The following is an 18,568-nucleotide window of genomic DNA, read 5'->3' as shown; positions in this document are numbered from 1 at the left end:
GATCCAGAAAAAAAGCAAAGCGATACCGTGGCAGCAAAAGCTGCAGAACGAACAGAATAGAAACGCATGAGCCCCCTCGAAGCGAATCAGAACGTCAATAAAAACAGACAGATATAAGATGAGGAGTGAAGGCAGCCGCAAGACAATTCTGCACTGCAAAATAACAAAATGCACAATCGCGACATCGAGTCACATCTTTGCAACTGGTGACCAAGGTTTCGTTATGCTCTAAAAAAGCCCCTCTACAGGCAAAGATCGTTCCATTGAGATTTGGCACGTCCAACCGGCGCGGAAAATGGATGTCGGGTAAGATTCAAACATAATCCTGCTCTCCGACGCTGATTCTCGACATCGTGTTTCCTGGTTCTAGTGAAGATGAAATAGTAGATCCTCGACGCACCGAGGAATGTTGCGTCGGCGGATGTGACCTTCGAAATTCTACCCTGCAGCTTCGTCGAGAGCGAGAAATGACCTTTGCCTCGTTTTCGCGGCGATTTCTTTCTGATTGACGCAATTGAGTGCAATAGCATCGTTTTCGTCAGGGAGTACGCACTCGGAACTGTTCGAGTAGTCAACGTAATATGCCGACAGCTTCCCGTCGGCCCAAGTGGCAGATTCGTGGCCAAGCGCCTTCGCTTTAAACTGGCCTCTTCGATCGTAAGGATTTTACCGGCATCGCGTGTCGCCAGAAGATGCGGTTTGGTCAGCCATGCATTGATGGCGCATGATATCTGCGTGTCATCTCTGCTGATGCGTACCCAAGTTGCTTCTGTACGTAGGACTCATCGGCATAGGCCGAGGAGGCGAGCCCAGCCCGCAGCGAGTGGACAGAAAACTTGAACGACATTTCTATCTCGCTGAGATCACCGCGAACGCCGGCCGAGGCACTCCCTTGTCATTCAGCCGTTCTGGCCCAACTGCTTGGCCTTGTCCCGTCAGACCAATTGAGCCGCATCGACATTCTGTCACCGCAAGAAAGTGTGGTTCATGAACTCGCCGTTCACACCGTTGGTGGCGTTATCCCCGCGGGTGAGACGGTGATGCTCATCGTCCCGACGCAGGATGAGCTCGTCGTGGAGGCACGACTGCAGCCGTCCGACACTAATCAGGTGTCGACAGGTCAATCTGTGACGCTGAGGTTTTCGGCATTCAACCAGTGGACGACACCAGAGCTTTATGGAACTGTCGCGGCCGTTGCTGCCGACCTAGTCTCGAACCCACAGACCGGAGAAGCCTGGTACCCGGCGCGAGTTCACATTCCGCGTGACGAACTTGAACGTCTCGGGAAACTCACGCTGGTCGCCGGCATGCCGACCGAAGCGTTTATCCAAACGGGCGACCGATCTGCGCTGTCCTATCTCGTGAAACCGTTGGCTGATCAACCCGCGAGGGCAATGCGTGAGGAATAGTGTTCTCTATGGGTCTGGGTCTGGGCCTGGCTCGAAGCGCGCGCTCGTTATTTGCTGCGCTGATAGGGTCCTAGTAGCCTAGGATAGATTACGAGGCGCGTTTCTGAGAGTCGTAAAATTCGAAATCAGATGGCCGAAGTATGCGACGATAAGCTTTTTCAGTCCGGCGATCAGCGCGCATGCCAGTACAGTAGTGATGAGGATCGGTACGAAAGATCCCATATAAAGCAAACCCATTTTTGAGACGCAGTATGCCAAAACCACGATCACTGTCTGATGGGCGACGTAGTAGGTCATTATGGATTTGTTGAAATACGCGACAGAGCGACTAGGGCGATTGGCAAACCGTGCGGCGAACGCCAACAACGAAACGATGGCACTCCATTGAAAGATCGTCCTGAGAACGCGCACCCCTGTTAAAAGCTGATCTGGCCACTGCTCCCGGGGTATAGTGACGACCACAAATATGAGGGCGGAAAAAGATATGATTGCGAGACCGTAGCCTGTCCATCTTTGCCGATCAATCTCACTCCAAAACTTCGGCTCATCCATCAACAGTGCGCCAGTCACAAACATAGAGAGATAAAGCGCGTGGGCGTAGAAATCGCTTGTGATGGTGAGGCTTTCTCCAAAAATGGGGTAAAGCCACAGCCTTAGGATCGAAAGAAAAAGTATTGGCACAACGAAGAGGTTCGCACCTTTAAGAGAAGATGAAAGAGCCGCCGACAGTGTTGACCAATGTCTGCCGATCAAAGGAAATGTGATCGACCAGATATATATATAGATCCAGAGGTAAGCCAGGAACCACATGTGTTCCAACCGTAGGCCCGAGACGACGTAAAATTTCCAGAACTCCCAATAAGATAGCTCTGGAAAGGGATTGATGTCGGACAAGAAAATCTGCGGAGGAACGACGAAAAAAATTCCAAAGAAAAATGGCAGTAGAAGCTGCTGCGTTCTGGCTTTGCGGATTTCCGCGACGGACTTTCGCTTAAGTAGTGATGTCGTAACCAGCCCTGATATGAAAAACAGCAAGCTCATGCGCCAGGGATGGGAGCCGATGGCAATCAGATCAATTAACCGGCTACTTTCATCCGAATTAACGAGCCACGTCCCGGTTCCGTAGACCAGGCTCGTGTGATAAATGATGACGGTGCCGAAACAGAAGACGCGCAATGCGTCGATGTCGTAACGTCGCCCATTGAGACTAATGTCGTTCATGATTTCGCGCCCCCGCCCGATGGGAACTACACAACCATAAGAATATTTACGCCGTCTTAAAATAATTATTGATGTTTAATCTAGTTTTAGACAGGCAGTGAGACTGCTGTCGGCCTTGCCCGAAAGCAAAACGTGAACGGGATATTGTTCGGTCCAGTGTTCGTGATGATATCAATACGGATCTGGAACTGGCAGCTATGAGATTTGCTTCGAGGAAGACCTACGAGGTTTGTGAGTTGAAGATGCGGTCGCTCCTCGGTTTGATGTCGCTGCGGCGGCGAAGCTCCTGTCAATTATGGGGAACCCCACGAGGCTGAAACTCCTTATCGCCTTGTCTGAACGAGAATGGTCGGTGAATGAGGTAAGCGACCATTTCGGCCTGCCAAGGATGCTTCTCTCCCATTATCTCGGGCAACTGCGAAAGGCGGCAGTCGTGCAGACGAGGCGGCGCAAACAAACGATTTACTATGCGTGCAACGATGAGAAAGTTTTGAAAATCCTCGACGCCTTATCCAAGTTGACACGTCGGTAGTCACGAGCAGCGAATTGTCAGATATCTCAGAGCGTCCGAAAAAGCCTTTACCGATGTCGGTCTGATTATTAAAACTACGTAGTCAATGCCGGTTTGTTCCCAAAGCGGACCGGTGAGGCAAGTGCGGAAGGTTCGTTAGCCCGACTTTCGGGCCTTGCTCCCTGACTGCAAGGCATTCGAGATCTGATAGGTGGAGTTCAATGCCTGGAACTCATACAACCCGATACAGCCTGAGCAAAAATGGTCATGACGACTTTTGAACCGTTGCGACATTTTCACCGGCGCCCTCGCCGAGTTTCATGGCACTTTCTTGACCCATTGCCGTTTTGATGACGCTTTGACGCTTCTCGGCCTTTTGGACACCCACGACATCGCCCGGCGAAACCGCCACGACGGATGACAGCTCATGCTCGCGTCCGCCGGAACGCGCCCGGCTGAGAATGAAAAGCTTATCGCTGACCGTACCGGTTCTGCTAAAGGACGAATAAGAAAAAACCCGCCCAGAAGAGTGCCGACAGTTCGGCAGCGATCATGAATCCGACCATAGTGTCAATTATCGAATTTCCCCCTTGCGACCTCCATCGCTGGCTAACAATAATCCCGCGCAACAAGATCGGCCAGCCCTTCTTTCGGAGTTGGGCTTGCCGAATGAAGAGACCGCGCAGGTACCCCGGATCACAGCCAGCGGGATGACGAGCTGCTTGGGTCTGCAGATCTCGTGCTCCACAAGGCAAAGGCCGCGGGCAGGGGACGATCGGAGATGTTCGAGCCAGCGTTCCGGCAAGTCGCCATCGCCCGTCGGGCATTCGAGCTGGAACGGCGCCAGGCCTTCGAAAACACGGTGAGTTCGAACTCTATTATCAGCCGCAGCTTCACACTGAGACTGGCGCGATCAGCGGCGCCGAGGCGCTGATCCGTTGGAACCACCCGACACGCGGCCTTCTGAGCCCCGTCTCGTTCATCGACGTGCTCAGCCAGAAGCCGTCGGCGCCCGGGATTGGTGAATGGATCCTGCGAACGGCTTGCGCGCAGGCGGCAGGCTGGCAGCGGTCAATCCCGAACTTCCGCATTGGCGTCAACCTGTTTGAGGCGCAGTTTAGAACCGGCCAGCTTGCCCGCGTCGTCGAAAAGGCGTTGGCGGATACCGGTCTGTCCGCGGCATCGCTGGAGCTCGAAATCGTCGAAAACATCCTGTTGCGGAACGACGACAGTACGCTGCGACTTCTGCAGGAGCTCAGGTCCCTCGGAGTCGGACTGGCCTTCGACGATTATGGCACGGGTTTCGCTTCGCTCAGCCTCCTCAAGCGCTATCCCGTCACACGTCTCAAAATCGATCGCAGTTTCATTCGGGATGTAACAACCGATCCGGAAGATGCGGCTGTGGTCAAAGCGGTCATCTATCTCGGCCGCAGTTTCGGAATGGAGGTGATTGCCGAAGGGGTCGAGACGGAAGAGTAGTTGGATTTCCTCAAGAAAGAAACCTGCGCCGAGGTGCAGGGCTACCTGTTTGGCAAACCTATGCCGGCACGCGAGTTCGAGGCGCGCTTTATCCGAACAAGCAAGGTCAAGGCAAGCTCCGACACTTAATCAGAGCTCGAACAACGAACTACACCGGATCGTACCCTGTTGCGTTGGAGATACCTATGTCCACAGCCCGTGTCAGAGAGCCCCTTCTTTCGGACGATATCGCCCTGCTTCGCGAGATCTTCGACGAGGCTTGCGATGGTCATCGTATCCCAAAAACCAGTAAAGACGCCGAGGCTTTGGCGCTCATCCTCGTTCAACAGATGCAGAAAGGTCGCCGGGACAAGGCGACGTTGAGGCTGGTCGTCGACAATATCGTTGAAGAACGCTGAGGCGGCCGGCCCGTCCGAGGGGAGGGCATACCTTGGTATCCGTTAGGACGGACGATTACCCGCGCAATATATAACCTGGAGGAATGCATTGCGTGCGGACTCCGGCGGCTCACGCCCATCAAACACGTCGGCAAAACTTTGCATCGCCTTGTCGTATTCGGATCCCTGCGTATCGGCCATACAGGTAAACAGACAATCAGCGGCATCCATTGTGCTGGCGATCAACCGCACCTCACCATCAAGTTCGACGGTCACTTCCTGCTCCCAACGATCACTCATCGTCTATCCTCCAGAGACGTCGTCTGGAAAACCCAGCTCACGAATAATTGTTCCATAAGCCGTGGAACTTCACTCGTCCGGCCTGCAAGGCGGAAGCTTCAAAAGGGTATCCGGAGTGTGGAGATCTGCCAGGGTCATGAGATATTTTTTGCCAGAAGGGCTGACGGCGACAACGATGTCGACTTCGTCGCCAATCGGCCGCTCGACAAAAAACTCGCGTTCGCCATCCCGGATCTGGCGGATCACGTCCTCGACCGAGAGCCTCCACCGGGCGGAACCGGCACCCCCGACATGAGTGATCTGCTCATACTCATCGAGACCCTCTGCCTTCTGCACGCATTGAATACGCAGCCTGTAGCTCATTGCCCTTCACCAACTGCCATGAGACCCTTCCGAGAGGATCTCCAGGTATCGCGCAGAGCCATTCGCGGTTGGGGCGACCTTTTTTGTTTGCCCGATAACGTTTTGCCCCTGTTGTTTGTTCACGTCCCTGATAGGGCAAACAGAAACACGTGCCGCTAAGGTTGCCTAAGGGTGGTGTCACTGGCAAAGTCGTGACATGCATACGAAAGGAAATTGAATGCCCGTCGGCAAGGTGAAATGGTTCAGCGTCAGCAAGGGCTACGGCTTCATTACGCCGGATGACGGGGGTGCGGATTTATTCCTGCATCTGACGAAGGTTCAGGAAGCAAATCTGCCCACCCTGGAAGCCGGCACGTCCCTCCAGTATTCTATCGGCTCTCGCAACGGAAAGTCCTTTGCAGAAGGGCTCTCCCTGGCTCCAAAACCCGTTGCGAAACAACAGCGACCAAACGCCGTCGGCATGAGCTCGGATTTAGAAACGGAGTTTGAAAAAGAATGGGGCCTTCGAAGGCGATAAAGACCGCACGCGGTGCCAGTGCAAAAGCCCGTCTTGAGCGCAATCGCTTTGGTGCCGATGTCTGGTGGTCTCAGTTCTTGAACGGCCATTGACGCCGCTGCAGCTTGCGCCAATTCACTGACTATGAAACAACCGCAAAAACCGCGGTCGCCACGCCGCAACAAGGATGATCGTGCGAAAGAGACGGACGAAGCCGCCGCGATGACGATTGCTTTGCAAAAGACTGCGCGGGACGAAAAGACCGCACGGCTGAGAGCGTTACGGCTGGAGCAGGCAAAGAAATGATCGTGCTCAATCTCGGCCATGATGACCGTCGCTATGACTTACCACTTCAGTGGTCTCTTTGCAGCAGGTGAGAGGGTCGACTGCATAGACACAACGTTCCACTGAGCTCTATCCAGCCGGATGGTGTCGATGAAGTTTCAACTTCGAATGGATTGTCAATTCAGCCTTTGGCAAAGTGAGCGGCGCGCCGTGTAAGACGCACCGCCCCCCCCCCACCTAGCAGGCATATTTCGAGATAAGACTTTTGTCATTCTGTTGCCTCGGGAATGACAAAATGGATGTCGTCTTTCGCCAGTATATGCATGCGAGGAATTGATAGTTTAGCGTGACTTCCACCCATGAGGTGAGCACAGCGTCATAAGTCCGATCACTGTAACTTAATGACTGTGAGCTTCAGCGCTTTCAAGGGACGCATTACCCGAAATACTCACCGATTGAGGGCCGGAAATCCTAAACCGCTCAATCGGCCCGACGATCACCCAGTAGCTGATCACGGCGCCGATGACGTGCAGGCCGACATAAAGCAGCGCGCCGTGGAATGAGCCGGTGCCATCGATGATATAGCCGATCGCAACCGGTGTGATCACGCCGCCGACGCTGCCGGCCGCATTGAACAGGCCGCCGGTCAGGCCGATTGCCTCCTTCGGCGCAGTGTCGGCGACAACCGTCCAGCCAAGCGCGCCAAAACCCTTGCCAAAGAAGGCGGCGCACATGATCGCAACGACGATCGCGTTCACCTCGGTATAGTTGCACAGGATGATGCAGGCGCTGAGGCAAAGGCCGATGGTGATCGGGACCTTTCTGGCAAGGCTGAGCGAGCCGCTGCGGCGCAGCAGCCAGTCCGAAAAGAACCCGGTCGAGACGCCGCCGATGCAGCCGAAGATGGCGGGCAGCGATGCGACGAAGCCGGCCTGCAGCATCGAGAAATGTCGCTCCTGCACGAGATAGCTCGGGAACCAGGAGATGAAGAAGGTCGAGAGTGTGGCAATGCAATATTGCGCGATAAAAATGCCGACCAGCATCCGGTTCGTGAGGATCTGCTTGGCAATCGTGCGGGTCGAAAGCTGTGCTTCCTGGCTATTCGACGCCTCTGAGCCGACGTCTGTCAGCGCGCCGCCGGCCTTGATATAGGCGATTTCCTCCGGCGTTACTCGCGGATGGCGGCTCGGCGCGTAATAGAACGCCGTCCAGACGATGGCGAGGATGAGCCCGAGCCCCCCCATGACGGTGAAGATGTGTTCCCAGCCGAGATAATGGAACAATGCGCCCATCAGCGGCGTGAAGATAGCAAGCGATAGATATTGCGCTGAATTGAAGATCGCGCCTGCAACGCCGCGTTCGGCGGACGGGAACCAGGCGGCAATGATGCGCGCCGAGGCTGGAGTCACCGGACCTTCGAGAAGGCCAAGGATGAAACGCAGCGCGTAAAGTGCGACGACCGGGAAGGCGACATAACTGACGCCGCTCACCAGTGTGATCGCAATCGACCAGCCGGCCAGCGAGATCAGCATGGCCATCTTGGCGCCGGTGCGGTCGACGATGTAACCGGAAGGCACCTGAGCGATGAAATAGCTCCAGGAGAAGGCTGAAAAAAGCCAGCCCATGTTCACGGCGCTGATGCCGAGATCCTTTGCGATCCCCGGTCCCGCCACAGAGAGGGTCGCCCGGTCTCCCGTGCTGACGGCAAGGATGACGGTGATCAGGGCGAGGACGATGAACCGCTGGTAGCCTGCGCGCGGCACGCCGAGGGGTTCAGAAGCTGTTGTTGCCATCTGCAGAACCTTTCAAAGAATGTTCGAATATTATGAGCAGCGATGCGCTCCGGAGCTGCGCTGAAACGCTGTCTGTTGGGCGCGCGGGTGTTTCACCGACGAAGACATTGCGGAACCTTGAGGGGAAAACGGTGTGAAGAGGCGCTCTCGGCGCCCGACCGACGGCCGCGCACTTGTCCGTGAAATATCTATTCATATCGAACGATCCTCCCCAAGGCTCCTCAACCTCGTCTCTCGATCCCACCAATTTAAATATCGACAATTGGCTGAAATCTGATATACCAGATGTCACACAAAAAATGGGACGTCAACGAATTTTGAGAAAAATGGCTGAAACTGATCAGAGCACGCGCCGCGCCGCGCAATTCGCGAAAATCGATCCCGCCTTTCAGGTGACGGTGCGCGACCACGTCTATCGCACCGTGCGAAGCGCCATCCTGTCTGGCAGCTTTGAGACCGGTAAAAAGCTGAACGAGCGCGGGCTGGCCGAACAGTTCGGGGTCAGCACGACGCCGGTCAAGGAAGCCTTGCGGCAGCTGGAGACCGAAGGCCTTGTCGAGGCTTTGCCGCGGCGCGGCATCGTTATCCGGTTCAGCAGCCAATGGGCCGAGGAAATGATCCTGGCGCGTGCGGCGCTTGAATCGATGATCGCCCATCTGGCCGCCAAACGGATCGACAAACAGACCAAGGTCGAGCTGCAATCCGTTGCGGACCTAATGAAGAAGGCGACGGCCTCCGGGGATGCCGATCGTCTGATCGAGCTCAACGAGATGTTCCACGACCACATCCATCATGGGTCCCGTTGCACCTATCTCGCCAAGCTGATCGAGCGGCAGCAGTTTTACGATGCGAGCATTCGCCGTGTCATTCATCTCGATCCGGCAGAGCGCCAGAAGGCGCTTGAGGAGCATCTCGGTATCGCCAAGGCCATCATTAGTGGCGATGCCGATCTCGCCGAGCGCCTGATGCGCGATCACGTGGTCAGGTCCGGCGATACCTATCTCAATATCGTATTTGGAAAGCAGGAGGATATCTGACGTGAGCGACAAGCTTGAAGCCGTGCGGACGGCTCTGAAGGGCATCTCGGGCGTCCCGGTCACGCCCTATCTCAAGGATGGGGCCGTCGATGCCGAAAAGCTCGGCCAGCTGATCCGGCGTCTGGCCGCGGCAAAGGTCCACAATCTCATGGCCGCCGGCAATACGGGCGAGTTCTTCACCCTGACGATGGACGAAGTGCGGCTTGTTCATCGTACCACGATCGAAGCTGCTGCCGGCAAGGCGCTGGTGAGTGCTGCCGTCGGCCGTTCGCTGATGGAAGCCAAGGCGCTCGCCAAGGATGCCATCGCCGCCGGCGCGGACGCGATCATGGGACATCATCCGATGGACCCGTTCGCAGGGCCTTCCTATCAGGCGAGCTATTTTCTCGATCTCGCTGATTTCTCGACGGTCCCCGTCATCGCCTATGTACGCAGCGACGGCTTTTCGGTCGCCGATTTCCGCAGGCTCGCGCTGCATCCCAACATCGCCGGCATCAAGTTCGCATCGCCAAACCTGATGCTGCTTTCGGACGTGATCCGTTCGACCTATGACGCACCGGCAATCTGGGTCTGTGGACTTGCGGAAGGTTGGGCGCCGGCCTTTTACGCTATCGGCGCGCGGGGCTTCACTTCCGGCCTCGTCAACGTTTTCCCAGAACGTTCGCACGCTATCCATCAGGCGCTGGAAAAGGGCGATTATGCCACTGCCCGCCGCCTGATCGACGGCATTTCCGGTTTCGAGGCGCTGCGCACCAAATACAACAATGGTGCGAATGTCACGGTGGTGAAGGAAGCGCTCGGCATGCTCGGCACCGATGTCGGGCCGGTGCGTCTGCCGGGGGTCGTTGCCCTTAACGACGAAGAACGCCGCATCCTACGCGGCGTTGTCGACCATGTGAAAGCCGAAGCGCTCGCTGCCTGACCGGAGAATTTGAAAGTGCATATCACAGGAATAAAGACGTACATGCAGCGCGTCGACGAACGTCCGCGGCTGTTGTTGAAGATTGAGACGAGCGAAGGCATTTCCGGCTGGGGCGAATGCTACAATCACGGCCCGGACTGGGCTTTGCCGCCGCTTCTCGACTATCTTTTCCACCAGATCGAGGGCGAGGACCCGCGCCGCGTCGAGTTTCTCATCCTGAAACTCAACCAGCAATGCCGCTTTCCTCCCGGAGCCCTCGGCCTTGCCGCGATTTCCGCGATCGACCACGCATTGTGGGATATCGCCGGCAAGGCCGCAGGGCTGCCGGTCTACATGCTTCTCGGCGGTCAGGTGCGGGATCGGGTACGCGTTTATTGCGGCGTCTATTCTGCCCCGGACCCTGCGCAGCTTCTCGAGCAGTCGTTCGAGCTCAACGAGAAATACGGGTATACGGCGTTCAAGCTCAGCCCGTTTCGTCGCGATCTGCATTCGGGGCGCTGGGGCGAGCTGGTCAGGGAAACCGGTGACTGGTTCGGCAAGATCCGCGAGATCAGCCCGTCGCATTTCGAATTCGCCTTCGATGCGCATGCGAAGATTTTCGAACCGTACAAGGCCGTGCAGCTTGCCGCTGCGATCGCCCCCAATGATCCGCTCTTCTACGAAGAACCGCTTCGGCCCGAACATATTCCGGCCTGGCGGGAGTTGAAGTCGAAGGTGAACGCGCCGCTGGCGACCGGTGAGTCGCTCTATAACCGGTTCGAGTTCCTGTCGCTGCTGTCGGCTCAGGGGGCCGATATCATCCAGCCGGATATCTGCGTCGTCGGCGGTGTTACCGAAATGCGCCGCATCGCAACGCTTGCGGAAGCGCATTACGTCACTGTCGCTCCGCACAATCCGATGGGACCGCTTGCGACTGCCGTGAATATCCATTTCTGCGCGGCGCAGCCGAATTTCCAGATCCTCGAATTCAAGCCGCATGTGCATGCGCCTTGGGCGCTGGACCCCTATATGCCGGTTGACGGTCATATGGAGCTGCGCCCGGATCGGCCCGGCTGGGGTGTCGAAATCGACGAAAAGGTTCTCGCGACCGACGATTATGTCCATTGGGAACGCAAGGTCACGCGCAAGCCGGATGGTTCGACGGCCTATGCTTGACGGCATCGGACTGTCTGCAAGCATGGCTGCCCGTTCGTCTGTGACGGAGCGAAAACACTTTTCGTCTTGGTTCTCAAGCCTTCGCCAGAACTTCCGTGCCGTGGAGCGGCGGCATATGGCCGGATGACCAGCGCTTTAGCTTTGCGAAAGACGCAGGCGCTGCGGGTACGCAGTGCCTCGCACCGCCGCGGCGGGCCAATCCGGTAAGTTGCAAGATAGGGGCAGCACTTGAACGATCAGTCTAGATATAGCAGGTGTTTCGTTTCGAATGGGAATACCGAGGGCTGAGTTTGTTTAAGCTTGGATTGGTCGACAACGTCAACACTGATATGGTTCATGCCATTCTCAGAGTTGGATCAATTACATTTATGATTGGCTATGTCGCCGTTGGACTGGCTGTCGGCTTTGCCGGGCCGGAGACCAAGTGGCTGTTCATACCCGGGGCACTTTCACTTGTGTTTTCGATCGGATTTTTGGTCGCCGTCCGCATGGGCGATGCTGGGAAAGGCTGGCGGCATTGGCTGGTCATGGCGCATGACTATGCTGCGATTACGCTTGCGATGGTCGTTGGAGGCGCCGAGGAAAGCATATTCTTCACTTTTGCAATCTGCGCTATCGTTGGCCACGGCCTTCGCTATGGAGTGGCGTCGCTGTGGGGTGCGACGATCATGGCGGTGACCTCGATCGCTCTCACGACACTCTTCAACAGCTATTGGCGCGGAAATCCCTTTTTAGGACTGACGCTGGGCTCAACCGCCATCCTCATGCCAGTTTACGTGCATACTTTGCTGAAAAGGCTGCAGGAGGCGTACAAAGCGGAGCGCGAGGCAAGCCTTTCAAAATCGCGCTTTTTGGCCCAGGCGAGCCATGATCTGCGTCAACCGATCCACGCCATCAGCTTGTTTACAGCATGTCTGCGTGAGGCTGGCTTGGGCTTGGACGAGGTAAAAATGGTCGAAAATATCGATCGCTCCCTCGTCAGCGTTTCACGTCTGTTCAAATCGCTGCTGGATGTGTCCACCTTGGACAGCGGCAAAGTCATCCCGAAACTGGAAATAGTTTCGATAGCCGATGTGATCGACGACGTTGTGCGAACCAACGGCGAGCTTGCTCAACGCGCCGGATGCCAGCTTAAAGTGGTCCAGCGCTCAGACCATATTCGGACAGATCGGGGCTTGTTGACGACGATCCTGCAGAACCTGGTGAGTAATGCAATCAAATATGCCCCGGGGTCGGCAATCCTGATCGGATGCCGTCGGCGCGGCTCGTCGATCTCGATCGAAGTGTGTGATCAGGGCCCCGGGATTTCCGAAGAGCATCAAAAGATGATTTTCGATGAATTTTACCAGATAAGAGAGCGCGGCGATCGCGACGTCGAAGGCGTGGGCCTGGGACTGCCGATCGTGCGGCGGTTGGCAAAACTGTTGAAGTTGGATGTCAGCCTGCACTCGGTCGTACACCGGGGCACGCGCGTGCAGGTGAAAGGGCTACAAATCGTCGATCGGCCGTCGCGACCAGCGACCAAGGTAGAGCCGGTAGCGCCTTCGGTCATTGCCGGCCTGAGGATCCTATTGGTGGAAGATGACCATGACGTCATGGTGGCAACGGCCAGTCTTCTGCGAAAGTGGGGCTGCGACGTCCAGGCTGAGCCTTCGATCCCCACCAAGACAGAATGCGATCTGCTGATCACCGACTACGACCTCGGGGGCAAACAGACTGGGACGGATTGCATCGACCGTGTTCGAGCGCAGAGCGGCTGGCCTGTCCCTGCAATCATCCTCACTGGCCACGATGTCGGGCGCGTACGCGAGGAACTGCCCGATCAGACCGTTCCTGTCCTTTCTAAGCCCGTCAGACCGACGGAATTGAGATCGGTCGTCGTATCCATGGCGATGGAAGCCGCGGAAATAGCGGATTAGGCGTCAACGTCGTCGATCGGATAGGTTACGTGTTCGAGAATACCTTCGCTAATTCCCTTGGCGAGTGCCGCAGTGCGGCTGGTGACCCCGAGCACTCGAAACGCGGCCGATAGATGAATTCTGACGGTGAACGGCGAAATCCCCAGCGCTAGCGCGATCTCCTTGTTGGATTTGCCTTGCGCAAGAAGTTTCAGAACCGCAAGCTGTCGGACGCTGAGTGCGGACGGTGCGTGGGTTGCATCGATTGTGGTCAGGGAGGGCAGCTTTGCGACGATCTCGCCGTCCATCACAGCCTGCAGGGCAGCGATGACTTCCGTCGGTGCGACGGACTTGCTTATGAAGCCATTGACGCCTGCAGACAAGGCGCTGTCGACCGTAGCATTGTCGTCGGCCATCGATATCACAACGATTGTCGTTCGGTTGAACTCGGCGCGAAGGCTGGGCAGTTCTGCCCGGATACTTTTGCGTGCGAAGAAGAGATCGACGACGAGCATGAGCGGCGGCTTTGCGCACGATCGAGCGGCCTCAATTCCGTCCTCAAGCGTTTCGGTCGTCAGAACCCTCATTCTTGGCCAGGTTTTGTGAACGAGGGCGGATAGTCCATCACGGAACACGGGATGGTCATCAACAATAACGATATCGCCTTCCGATATGCTTTTACCGTTGCCTTCCATTCAATATTTCCTCAAGCATTATCTGTTACTGCTGTTGGCGAACCCGTCTACAGCCGGCGCTTGCCACCGTTGTCAACTGCGTAGACCCACATATCATGGGCTTCCCTGCCTAGCGCTTGTGGTGGCCGCCGGCCAGTAGTGCATATGTGCTAATTGTCAGCTTTCAAAGGCGGTGCCACTTCTTCCATGCGTTTGTCGGGGGGCGCGATGCGACGTGGTCGCCCGTTCGTCAAACGTCATTACCAATACGGACAGGAGTGTAACATGACCAATATGGACACGATGAACAGCAATCTGATCGACCAGGAACTTGAGTTCTCGGAGCTCTCGGACAGCGAGATCAACGACGTTTCCGGCGGCTTCCTTCCGATCGTCATCGGCGTCGTGTGGGCAGCGACACAGATCGGCCTTGCGGTCGCGCAACGCGAAATCTGCGCCCAGTAAAAGCCTCGGCGCCGGGCCTGACGCGAAGCCGGTCGGGCCCGGTGACACATCCGTCACGCGGCTTCGGCCACGCCCTTCGCAGGACCCGGCATCGTGTGACAGGGCAGAATTTGGCCTGGCCGGCAGGGCCTCCTTTGCATGACACCGCTAGCACGTTAAAATATGCTTCATAAACCGACCAATCCCCAAGACACTCCACGGACAGTCTTCAGAGAACAGGCTGTTGCATTCCAGCGCCAGCGTCTGGATGGAGAGGTTCTGCTTGCGCAACCGGTGTCGACAAGGATTCTGTCTTTTCTAGCAGTCGGCATAGTCCTGGCCGCCCTGATCTTTCTCTCGGCAACGCGGTATGCCCGCATGGAAACGGTGCCAGGCTGGGTTATTCCTGAGGGCGGCCTGATACGTATCATGGCTCGGCAGGGCGGCTCAATCGAGTCGATCTCCGTCCGCGAGGGCGACAGCATAACCAAGGGGCAGAAACTTCTCACCCTCAGCCTCTCATCGGCCCTGGAGAACGGAAACTCGGGGACCGAACTTGCCCGGCAGTTGGCGGTACAAATCGAGGCGACGAAGAATTCCACCGACGCACAAATTCAGAAACTGCAGGCCGAATCCGAGCAGGTTAGAAGCCAGCGAGCGGCCCTTGTTCGAGAGGCTGAGCAACTGGAGCAGCAACTGAAGGCGATGGCAGAACAGAACACGATATTGGTGCGCCGCGCAGGACGTGTCAGCGCCCTGTCAAACCGCGGGGTGAGCAACAAGCAGGATGTCGAGACGGCCGAACTGGCGACGCTCGATTCACAACGGGAAGCGGCGCAGGCCCGGACCAACCTGCTCAGCCAGGAACGGCAGATCGCCGATCTCGACGCACGGCTTGCCACGATCCCGATCGATATCAGGGCCGCACGAGCAGAAAATGCCGTCAGTCTCGCCACGTTGGAGCAGAAGCGCACCGAGATCGCCGTTCAGAACAACTACGGGGTGAGCGCAAGCGTCAGCGGACGTGTGGTCGCCCTGCCGGTTCTTGCCGGTCAAGATGTCAGCGCCGGCAAAGTGGTCGCCGTGCTGATCCCTGACGGAAGCAGTTTTGGGGTCGAGCTTTACGTGCCATCCCGTTCTGCTGGCTTCATTCGCGAAGGCCAGGAAGTGCGACTTAAATATCAGGCCTTTCCCTACCAGAAATTCGGTACGGCCAAGGGCGTGGTCAACGAAATATCCGCAACTCTTCTGAGCCCGGGCGACGTCCAGATGCCGGAAGCGCAGCTTCAGGAACCGGTGTTCCGCGTCAAGGTCAGACTCGAGAAGGACACCATTGATGCCTATGGACGAAGCATTTCGATCCAGCCTGGCATGCTGCTGAATGCCGATATCGTATTCGATCGCAGGACGCTTCTCGAATGGCTCCTCGATCCAATCTATGCCGTGAGCCGTTCGGGATGAGTGTGATGCCGGCAAACCTGCTAAAAACAATCAACGGCAAAAACCTGCCGGTGATCGTCGCCGCCGAAGCCGCCGAATGCGGACTTGCGTGTCTCGCCATGATCGGCGGGTATCACGGTCACGATGTCGATCTGAACGGCCTTAGACAACGGTTTCCAATATCGATCGGTGGCGTCACGCTGAAGAGCCTGATGGATCTGGCACGCAGTTTGTCGCTGGCGCCGCGCGCGCTGAAAGTGGGGCGAGATGCGATCGGGAAACTGACCCTGCCAGCGATCCTTCATTGGGACCTCAACCATTTCGTCGTGTTGAAGAGCGTGAGCAAGAAAGGCGTGGTCATTCATGACCCGGCGCTCGGTTCCCGCAGCCTGGATCTGACGGAATTCTCGGTGCATTACACTGGCGTAGCCGTCGAGCTTGCCCCGGCGCAGGACTTCACTCCGGTCGTTGCCAAGAGCCCGCTGAAGCTCTCCGGCCTGTGGTCGAAACTGACAGGTCTATGGCCCTCGATATTCCAGATCCTGGGGCTCTCCGTCGCATACCAGCTGGCGACGTTTGCATTGCCCTTTCACATGCAGCTTGTCGTCGATGAGGCGATCGGCCGAAGCGATTACGATCTGCTAACGATCCTCGCACTCGGTTTCGGCGCGTTGACCGTTCTTCATTGTGGGCTTGAAGCATTGAGGTCGTGGATCTTGCGCGTGACCGGATCGATGATGCTCTATCAGGTGGCCGGCAATATCGTCAGGCACTTGATCCGACTACCGCTTTCCTATTTCGAAAAACGCCATATCGGCGACATCATGTCGAGGATCGAATCCACCAATTCCGTTCAGGACGCCGTGACGCGCGGCATGGCGGCGGCTCTGGTGGATGGGGTGATGTCGATCATTCTGGCATGGGTCCTGTTCGTCTATTCCCCGCTTCTGGCCGGCGTGGTCGTTGGATCGCTGCTGCTGGCGGTCGCCGCGTCCCTCCTATTCTACCCGATGATGCGGGCCCAGGTGGAGAGGCGTGCTCTGGCGTCCGCCAGGGAACAATCGCATCTGATGGAGACGATGCGGGCTTCGGCGACGATCAAGCTGATGGGCGCCGAAAGCCTCAGGGAAAGCGGTTGGCTGAATAAGTACGCGGCTGTTACCAGCGCGTCGATAAGCCTGGGCAAGGTAGAGATCACATCAAAATTTGTTCAGAACGCCATCATAGGGATGCAGACGGTTCTCGTTATCTATCTCGGGGCAAGACAGATCCTCGACGCCGAAGGCCTTTCAATCGGCATGCTGATCGCATTCATGTCGTTTCGCCAGACGTTCAGCGACCGGACGATGTCGCTAATCTCCGAGGCAATCCAGTTTCGTCTCCTTGGTTTTCACCTTGGCAGGATCGCCGATATTGTCACGACTAGGACCGATCCGACCGTCAGCGCTCGATCCGCCCCACAACACAAAGTGAAAGGCGGACTGGAAATGCGCAATGTCGGCTTCAGCTACGGAATTGGCGATGCAGTCGTCCTCGACAATCTGAGCTTAAGTATCGAACCGGGCGAGTTCGTTGCAATTACCGGCCCGTCTGGAAGCGGCAAGAGCACGCTGTTCAAGCTGATGATGGGCCTGCATCAGCCGGTCAGCGGCCAGGTGCTTCTGGACGGACGTGCGGCGACGTCTGACCTCTGGAAGGTCTGGCGCAGCCAGGTCGGTGTTGTGGCACAGGACGACCAATTGATCTCCGGGACCGTCGCCGACAATATCGCGTTTTTCGATCACGACCTGAACATGGTCGCCGTCTGCGAAGCAGCGATGGCCGCCGGAATTCATGATGAGATCATGCGCATGCCGATGCAATATTTGTCGCTGGTCGGCGAAATGGGAGCCGCACTGTCCGGAGGGCAGAAACAGCGAATTCTGCTTGCCCGTGCCCTGTACCGACGGCCGAAGGTGCTGCTTCTCGATGAGGGAACGGCCAACCTGGACGAGGCGAGCGAGACGCGGATCGTGGATCTGCTCGGCAGGCTCGACATCACGCGCGTCGTGATTGCGCATCGGCCGGCACTTATTCGCAAGGCTCAGCGCGTAATCCGGATAGAGGCGGGCAGACAGCAACGTACCGCTTTGGAAGAGATCTGACGTAGAATACTCCAATTGGCGGTCTCGCAGAGGGCCCGACAAATCAGAAACCCCTTCAAGAGCTTCGCGAACATCATTCATATTTCCACGGCGGTACGCTCAGGATCGTAAACCGCCGTCTTGTCTATCTTGCCTTGTAGCCCGCCCCTCCATATCAAATGATGAGCAGGTCCGGATGCAAATTGCGATCGGCTTACCGCTATCTCCCCGAGCCTTAGTCCATCTGTACTACTGGGCTTATGTCATCCTCCATGCGAAGGATCCTGCGTTCTTTGGTTACGGTCACTGATGCGGCCGTGATGGCAGAACGGAGATTTTTCGAGAGGGAAAAGATGTTACGGAAAGTTATTGTAGGGGCATTGTCGCTCGCTATTGTTGCCGGACTGTCTGCCTGCCAGACGCCTCAAGAATCCGCAACCAGCGCCGAGATGACGTGTAACGCACAGGGCCTGAAAGCCGGCACAAGACAGTATCAAAGATGCGTGGGCGCTACCTACCAAAGCAATCGCCAGCAGGCTCAGCAGGCGGAAAACAACGCCGTCGCCGGAGCTGCATTGGGCGTCGTCGGTGGAGCCGTCCTGGGAGCCAGCTTGAACAACCATCACCATTACTACCGCCGT

General features: G+C 56.8%; 17 protein-coding genes and 2 pseudogenes. 13 read left to right on the top strand and 6 right to left on the bottom strand.

Annotation, left to right across the window (positions count from 1 at the left end):
- Positions 1–703: 703 nt before the first annotated feature.
- A pseudogene (locus tag AC2GXZ_RS31090) lies at positions 704–939 on the bottom strand (integrase); the annotation flags it as partial.
- A 101-nt stretch (positions 940–1,040) separates the two neighbouring features.
- Between AC2GXZ_RS31090 and AC2GXZ_RS31085 the strand changes: the two are divergent.
- Positions 1,041–1,409, top strand: a complete 369-nt coding sequence (locus tag AC2GXZ_RS31085) for a beta-barrel domain-containing protein (RefSeq protein ID WP_483763115.1) — start codon at positions 1,041–1,043, stop codon at positions 1,407–1,409.
- A gap of 78 nt (positions 1,410–1,487) precedes the next feature.
- Here the strand turns inward: AC2GXZ_RS31085 and AC2GXZ_RS31080 are convergent, their stop codons facing one another.
- Positions 1,488–2,630, bottom strand: coding sequence for an acyltransferase family protein (locus AC2GXZ_RS31080; protein ID WP_483763114.1), 1,143 nt, complete (start codon positions 2,628–2,630; stop codon positions 1,488–1,490).
- A 286-nt stretch (positions 2,631–2,916) separates the two neighbouring features.
- Between AC2GXZ_RS31080 and AC2GXZ_RS31075 the strand changes: the two genes are divergently transcribed.
- The 4 genes from AC2GXZ_RS31075 to AC2GXZ_RS31060 all read left to right on the top strand — a co-directional run bounded on the left by AC2GXZ_RS31075 (position 2,917) and on the right by AC2GXZ_RS31060 (position 5,018).
- Complete coding sequence (locus AC2GXZ_RS31075) at positions 2,917–3,162, top strand: ArsR/SmtB family transcription factor (protein ID WP_483763119.1); 246 nt, start codon at positions 2,917–2,919, stop codon at positions 3,160–3,162.
- A gap of 753 nt (positions 3,163–3,915) precedes the next feature.
- The gene (locus AC2GXZ_RS31070) at positions 3,916–4,620 is read left to right on the top strand and encodes an EAL domain-containing protein (protein ID WP_483763118.1); all 705 of its coding nucleotides are present in this window, start codon (positions 3,916–3,918) and stop codon (positions 4,618–4,620) included.
- On the top strand, positions 4,621–4,749 hold the full coding sequence (locus AC2GXZ_RS31065) for a hypothetical protein (protein ID WP_483763113.1): 129 nt from the start codon (positions 4,621–4,623) through the stop codon (positions 4,747–4,749).
- Between the two features lie 56 nt (positions 4,750–4,805).
- Positions 4,806–5,018: a hypothetical protein gene (locus AC2GXZ_RS31060; RefSeq protein WP_483763112.1), complete on the top strand. Its 213-nt coding sequence runs from the start codon at positions 4,806–4,808 to the stop codon at positions 5,016–5,018.
- A 42-nt stretch (positions 5,019–5,060) separates the two neighbouring features.
- Here AC2GXZ_RS31060 and AC2GXZ_RS31055 read toward each other — a convergent pair whose 3' ends face one another.
- Both AC2GXZ_RS31055 and AC2GXZ_RS31050 read right to left on the bottom strand, forming a co-directional pair.
- On the bottom strand, positions 5,061–5,297 hold the full coding sequence (locus AC2GXZ_RS31055) for a DUF982 domain-containing protein (RefSeq protein WP_483763111.1): 237 nt from the start codon (positions 5,295–5,297) through the stop codon (positions 5,061–5,063).
- Between the two features lie 69 nt (positions 5,298–5,366).
- Positions 5,367–5,660, bottom strand: coding sequence for a DUF3892 domain-containing protein (locus AC2GXZ_RS31050; RefSeq protein ID WP_483763110.1), 294 nt, complete (start codon positions 5,658–5,660; stop codon positions 5,367–5,369).
- Positions 5,661–5,877: 217 nt separating this feature from the next.
- Between AC2GXZ_RS31050 and AC2GXZ_RS31045 the strand changes: the two are divergent.
- Positions 5,878–6,078: pseudogene (locus AC2GXZ_RS31045) on the top strand (cold shock domain-containing protein); the annotation flags it as partial.
- Between the two features lie 761 nt (positions 6,079–6,839).
- On the opposite strand, the gene AC2GXZ_RS31040 reads toward AC2GXZ_RS31045, so the two are convergent.
- Complete coding sequence (locus AC2GXZ_RS31040; RefSeq protein WP_483763109.1) at positions 6,840–8,234, bottom strand: MFS transporter; 1,395 nt, start codon at positions 8,232–8,234, stop codon at positions 6,840–6,842.
- Positions 8,235–8,560: 326 nt separating this feature from the next.
- Here AC2GXZ_RS31040 and AC2GXZ_RS31035 point away from each other — a divergent pair, with 326 nt between their 5' ends.
- From AC2GXZ_RS31035 to AC2GXZ_RS31020, 4 genes are all read left to right on the top strand, one after another.
- Entirely contained in the window at positions 8,561–9,271 is a 711-nt protein-coding gene (locus tag AC2GXZ_RS31035; RefSeq protein WP_483763108.1) for a GntR family transcriptional regulator, read from the top strand.
- Between the two features lies 1 nt (position 9,272).
- On the top strand, positions 9,273–10,193 hold the full coding sequence (locus AC2GXZ_RS31030) for a dihydrodipicolinate synthase family protein (protein ID WP_483763107.1): 921 nt from the start codon (positions 9,273–9,275) through the stop codon (positions 10,191–10,193).
- Between the two features lie 15 nt (positions 10,194–10,208).
- A complete protein-coding gene (locus AC2GXZ_RS31025) occupies positions 10,209–11,348 on the top strand; it encodes a mandelate racemase/muconate lactonizing enzyme family protein (protein WP_483763106.1) in 1,140 nt (379 codons plus the stop codon).
- Positions 11,349–11,602: 254 nt separating this feature from the next.
- Positions 11,603–13,267, top strand: coding sequence for a hybrid sensor histidine kinase/response regulator (locus tag AC2GXZ_RS31020; protein WP_483763105.1), 1,665 nt, complete (start codon positions 11,603–11,605; stop codon positions 13,265–13,267).
- Here the strand turns inward: AC2GXZ_RS31020 and AC2GXZ_RS31015 are convergent.
- A complete protein-coding gene (locus tag AC2GXZ_RS31015; RefSeq protein ID WP_483763104.1) occupies positions 13,264–13,941 on the bottom strand; it encodes a LuxR C-terminal-related transcriptional regulator in 678 nt (225 codons plus the stop codon). The two genes, AC2GXZ_RS31020 and AC2GXZ_RS31015, sit on opposite strands and share 4 nt — an antisense overlap.
- A gap of 264 nt (positions 13,942–14,205) precedes the next feature.
- Here AC2GXZ_RS31015 and AC2GXZ_RS31010 point away from each other — a divergent pair, with 264 nt between their 5' ends.
- The 3 genes from AC2GXZ_RS31010 (at position 14,206) to AC2GXZ_RS31000 (ending at position 17,948) form a co-directional block, all read left to right on the top strand.
- Positions 14,206–14,385 carry a class IIb bacteriocin, lactobin A/cerein 7B family gene (locus AC2GXZ_RS31010; RefSeq protein ID WP_483763103.1) on the top strand — a complete coding sequence of 60 codons (180 nt, stop codon included), beginning with the start codon at positions 14,206–14,208 and terminating at the stop codon, positions 14,383–14,385.
- Between the two features lie 357 nt (positions 14,386–14,742).
- Complete coding sequence (locus AC2GXZ_RS31005) at positions 14,743–15,825, top strand: beta-barrel domain-containing protein (RefSeq protein ID WP_483763102.1); 1,083 nt, start codon at positions 14,743–14,745, stop codon at positions 15,823–15,825.
- A gap of 5 nt (positions 15,826–15,830) precedes the next feature.
- A complete protein-coding gene (locus tag AC2GXZ_RS31000; protein WP_483763101.1) occupies positions 15,831–17,948 on the top strand; it encodes a peptidase domain-containing ABC transporter in 2,118 nt (705 codons plus the stop codon).
- Positions 17,949–18,568: the final 620 nt, after the last annotated feature.

The sequence above is a fragment of the Aliirhizobium sp. YIM B11859 genome (assembly GCF_057163345.1).
The sequence above is the reverse complement of the archived record's forward strand: the minus strand, read 5'-3'. Positions and strand labels throughout refer to the sequence as shown.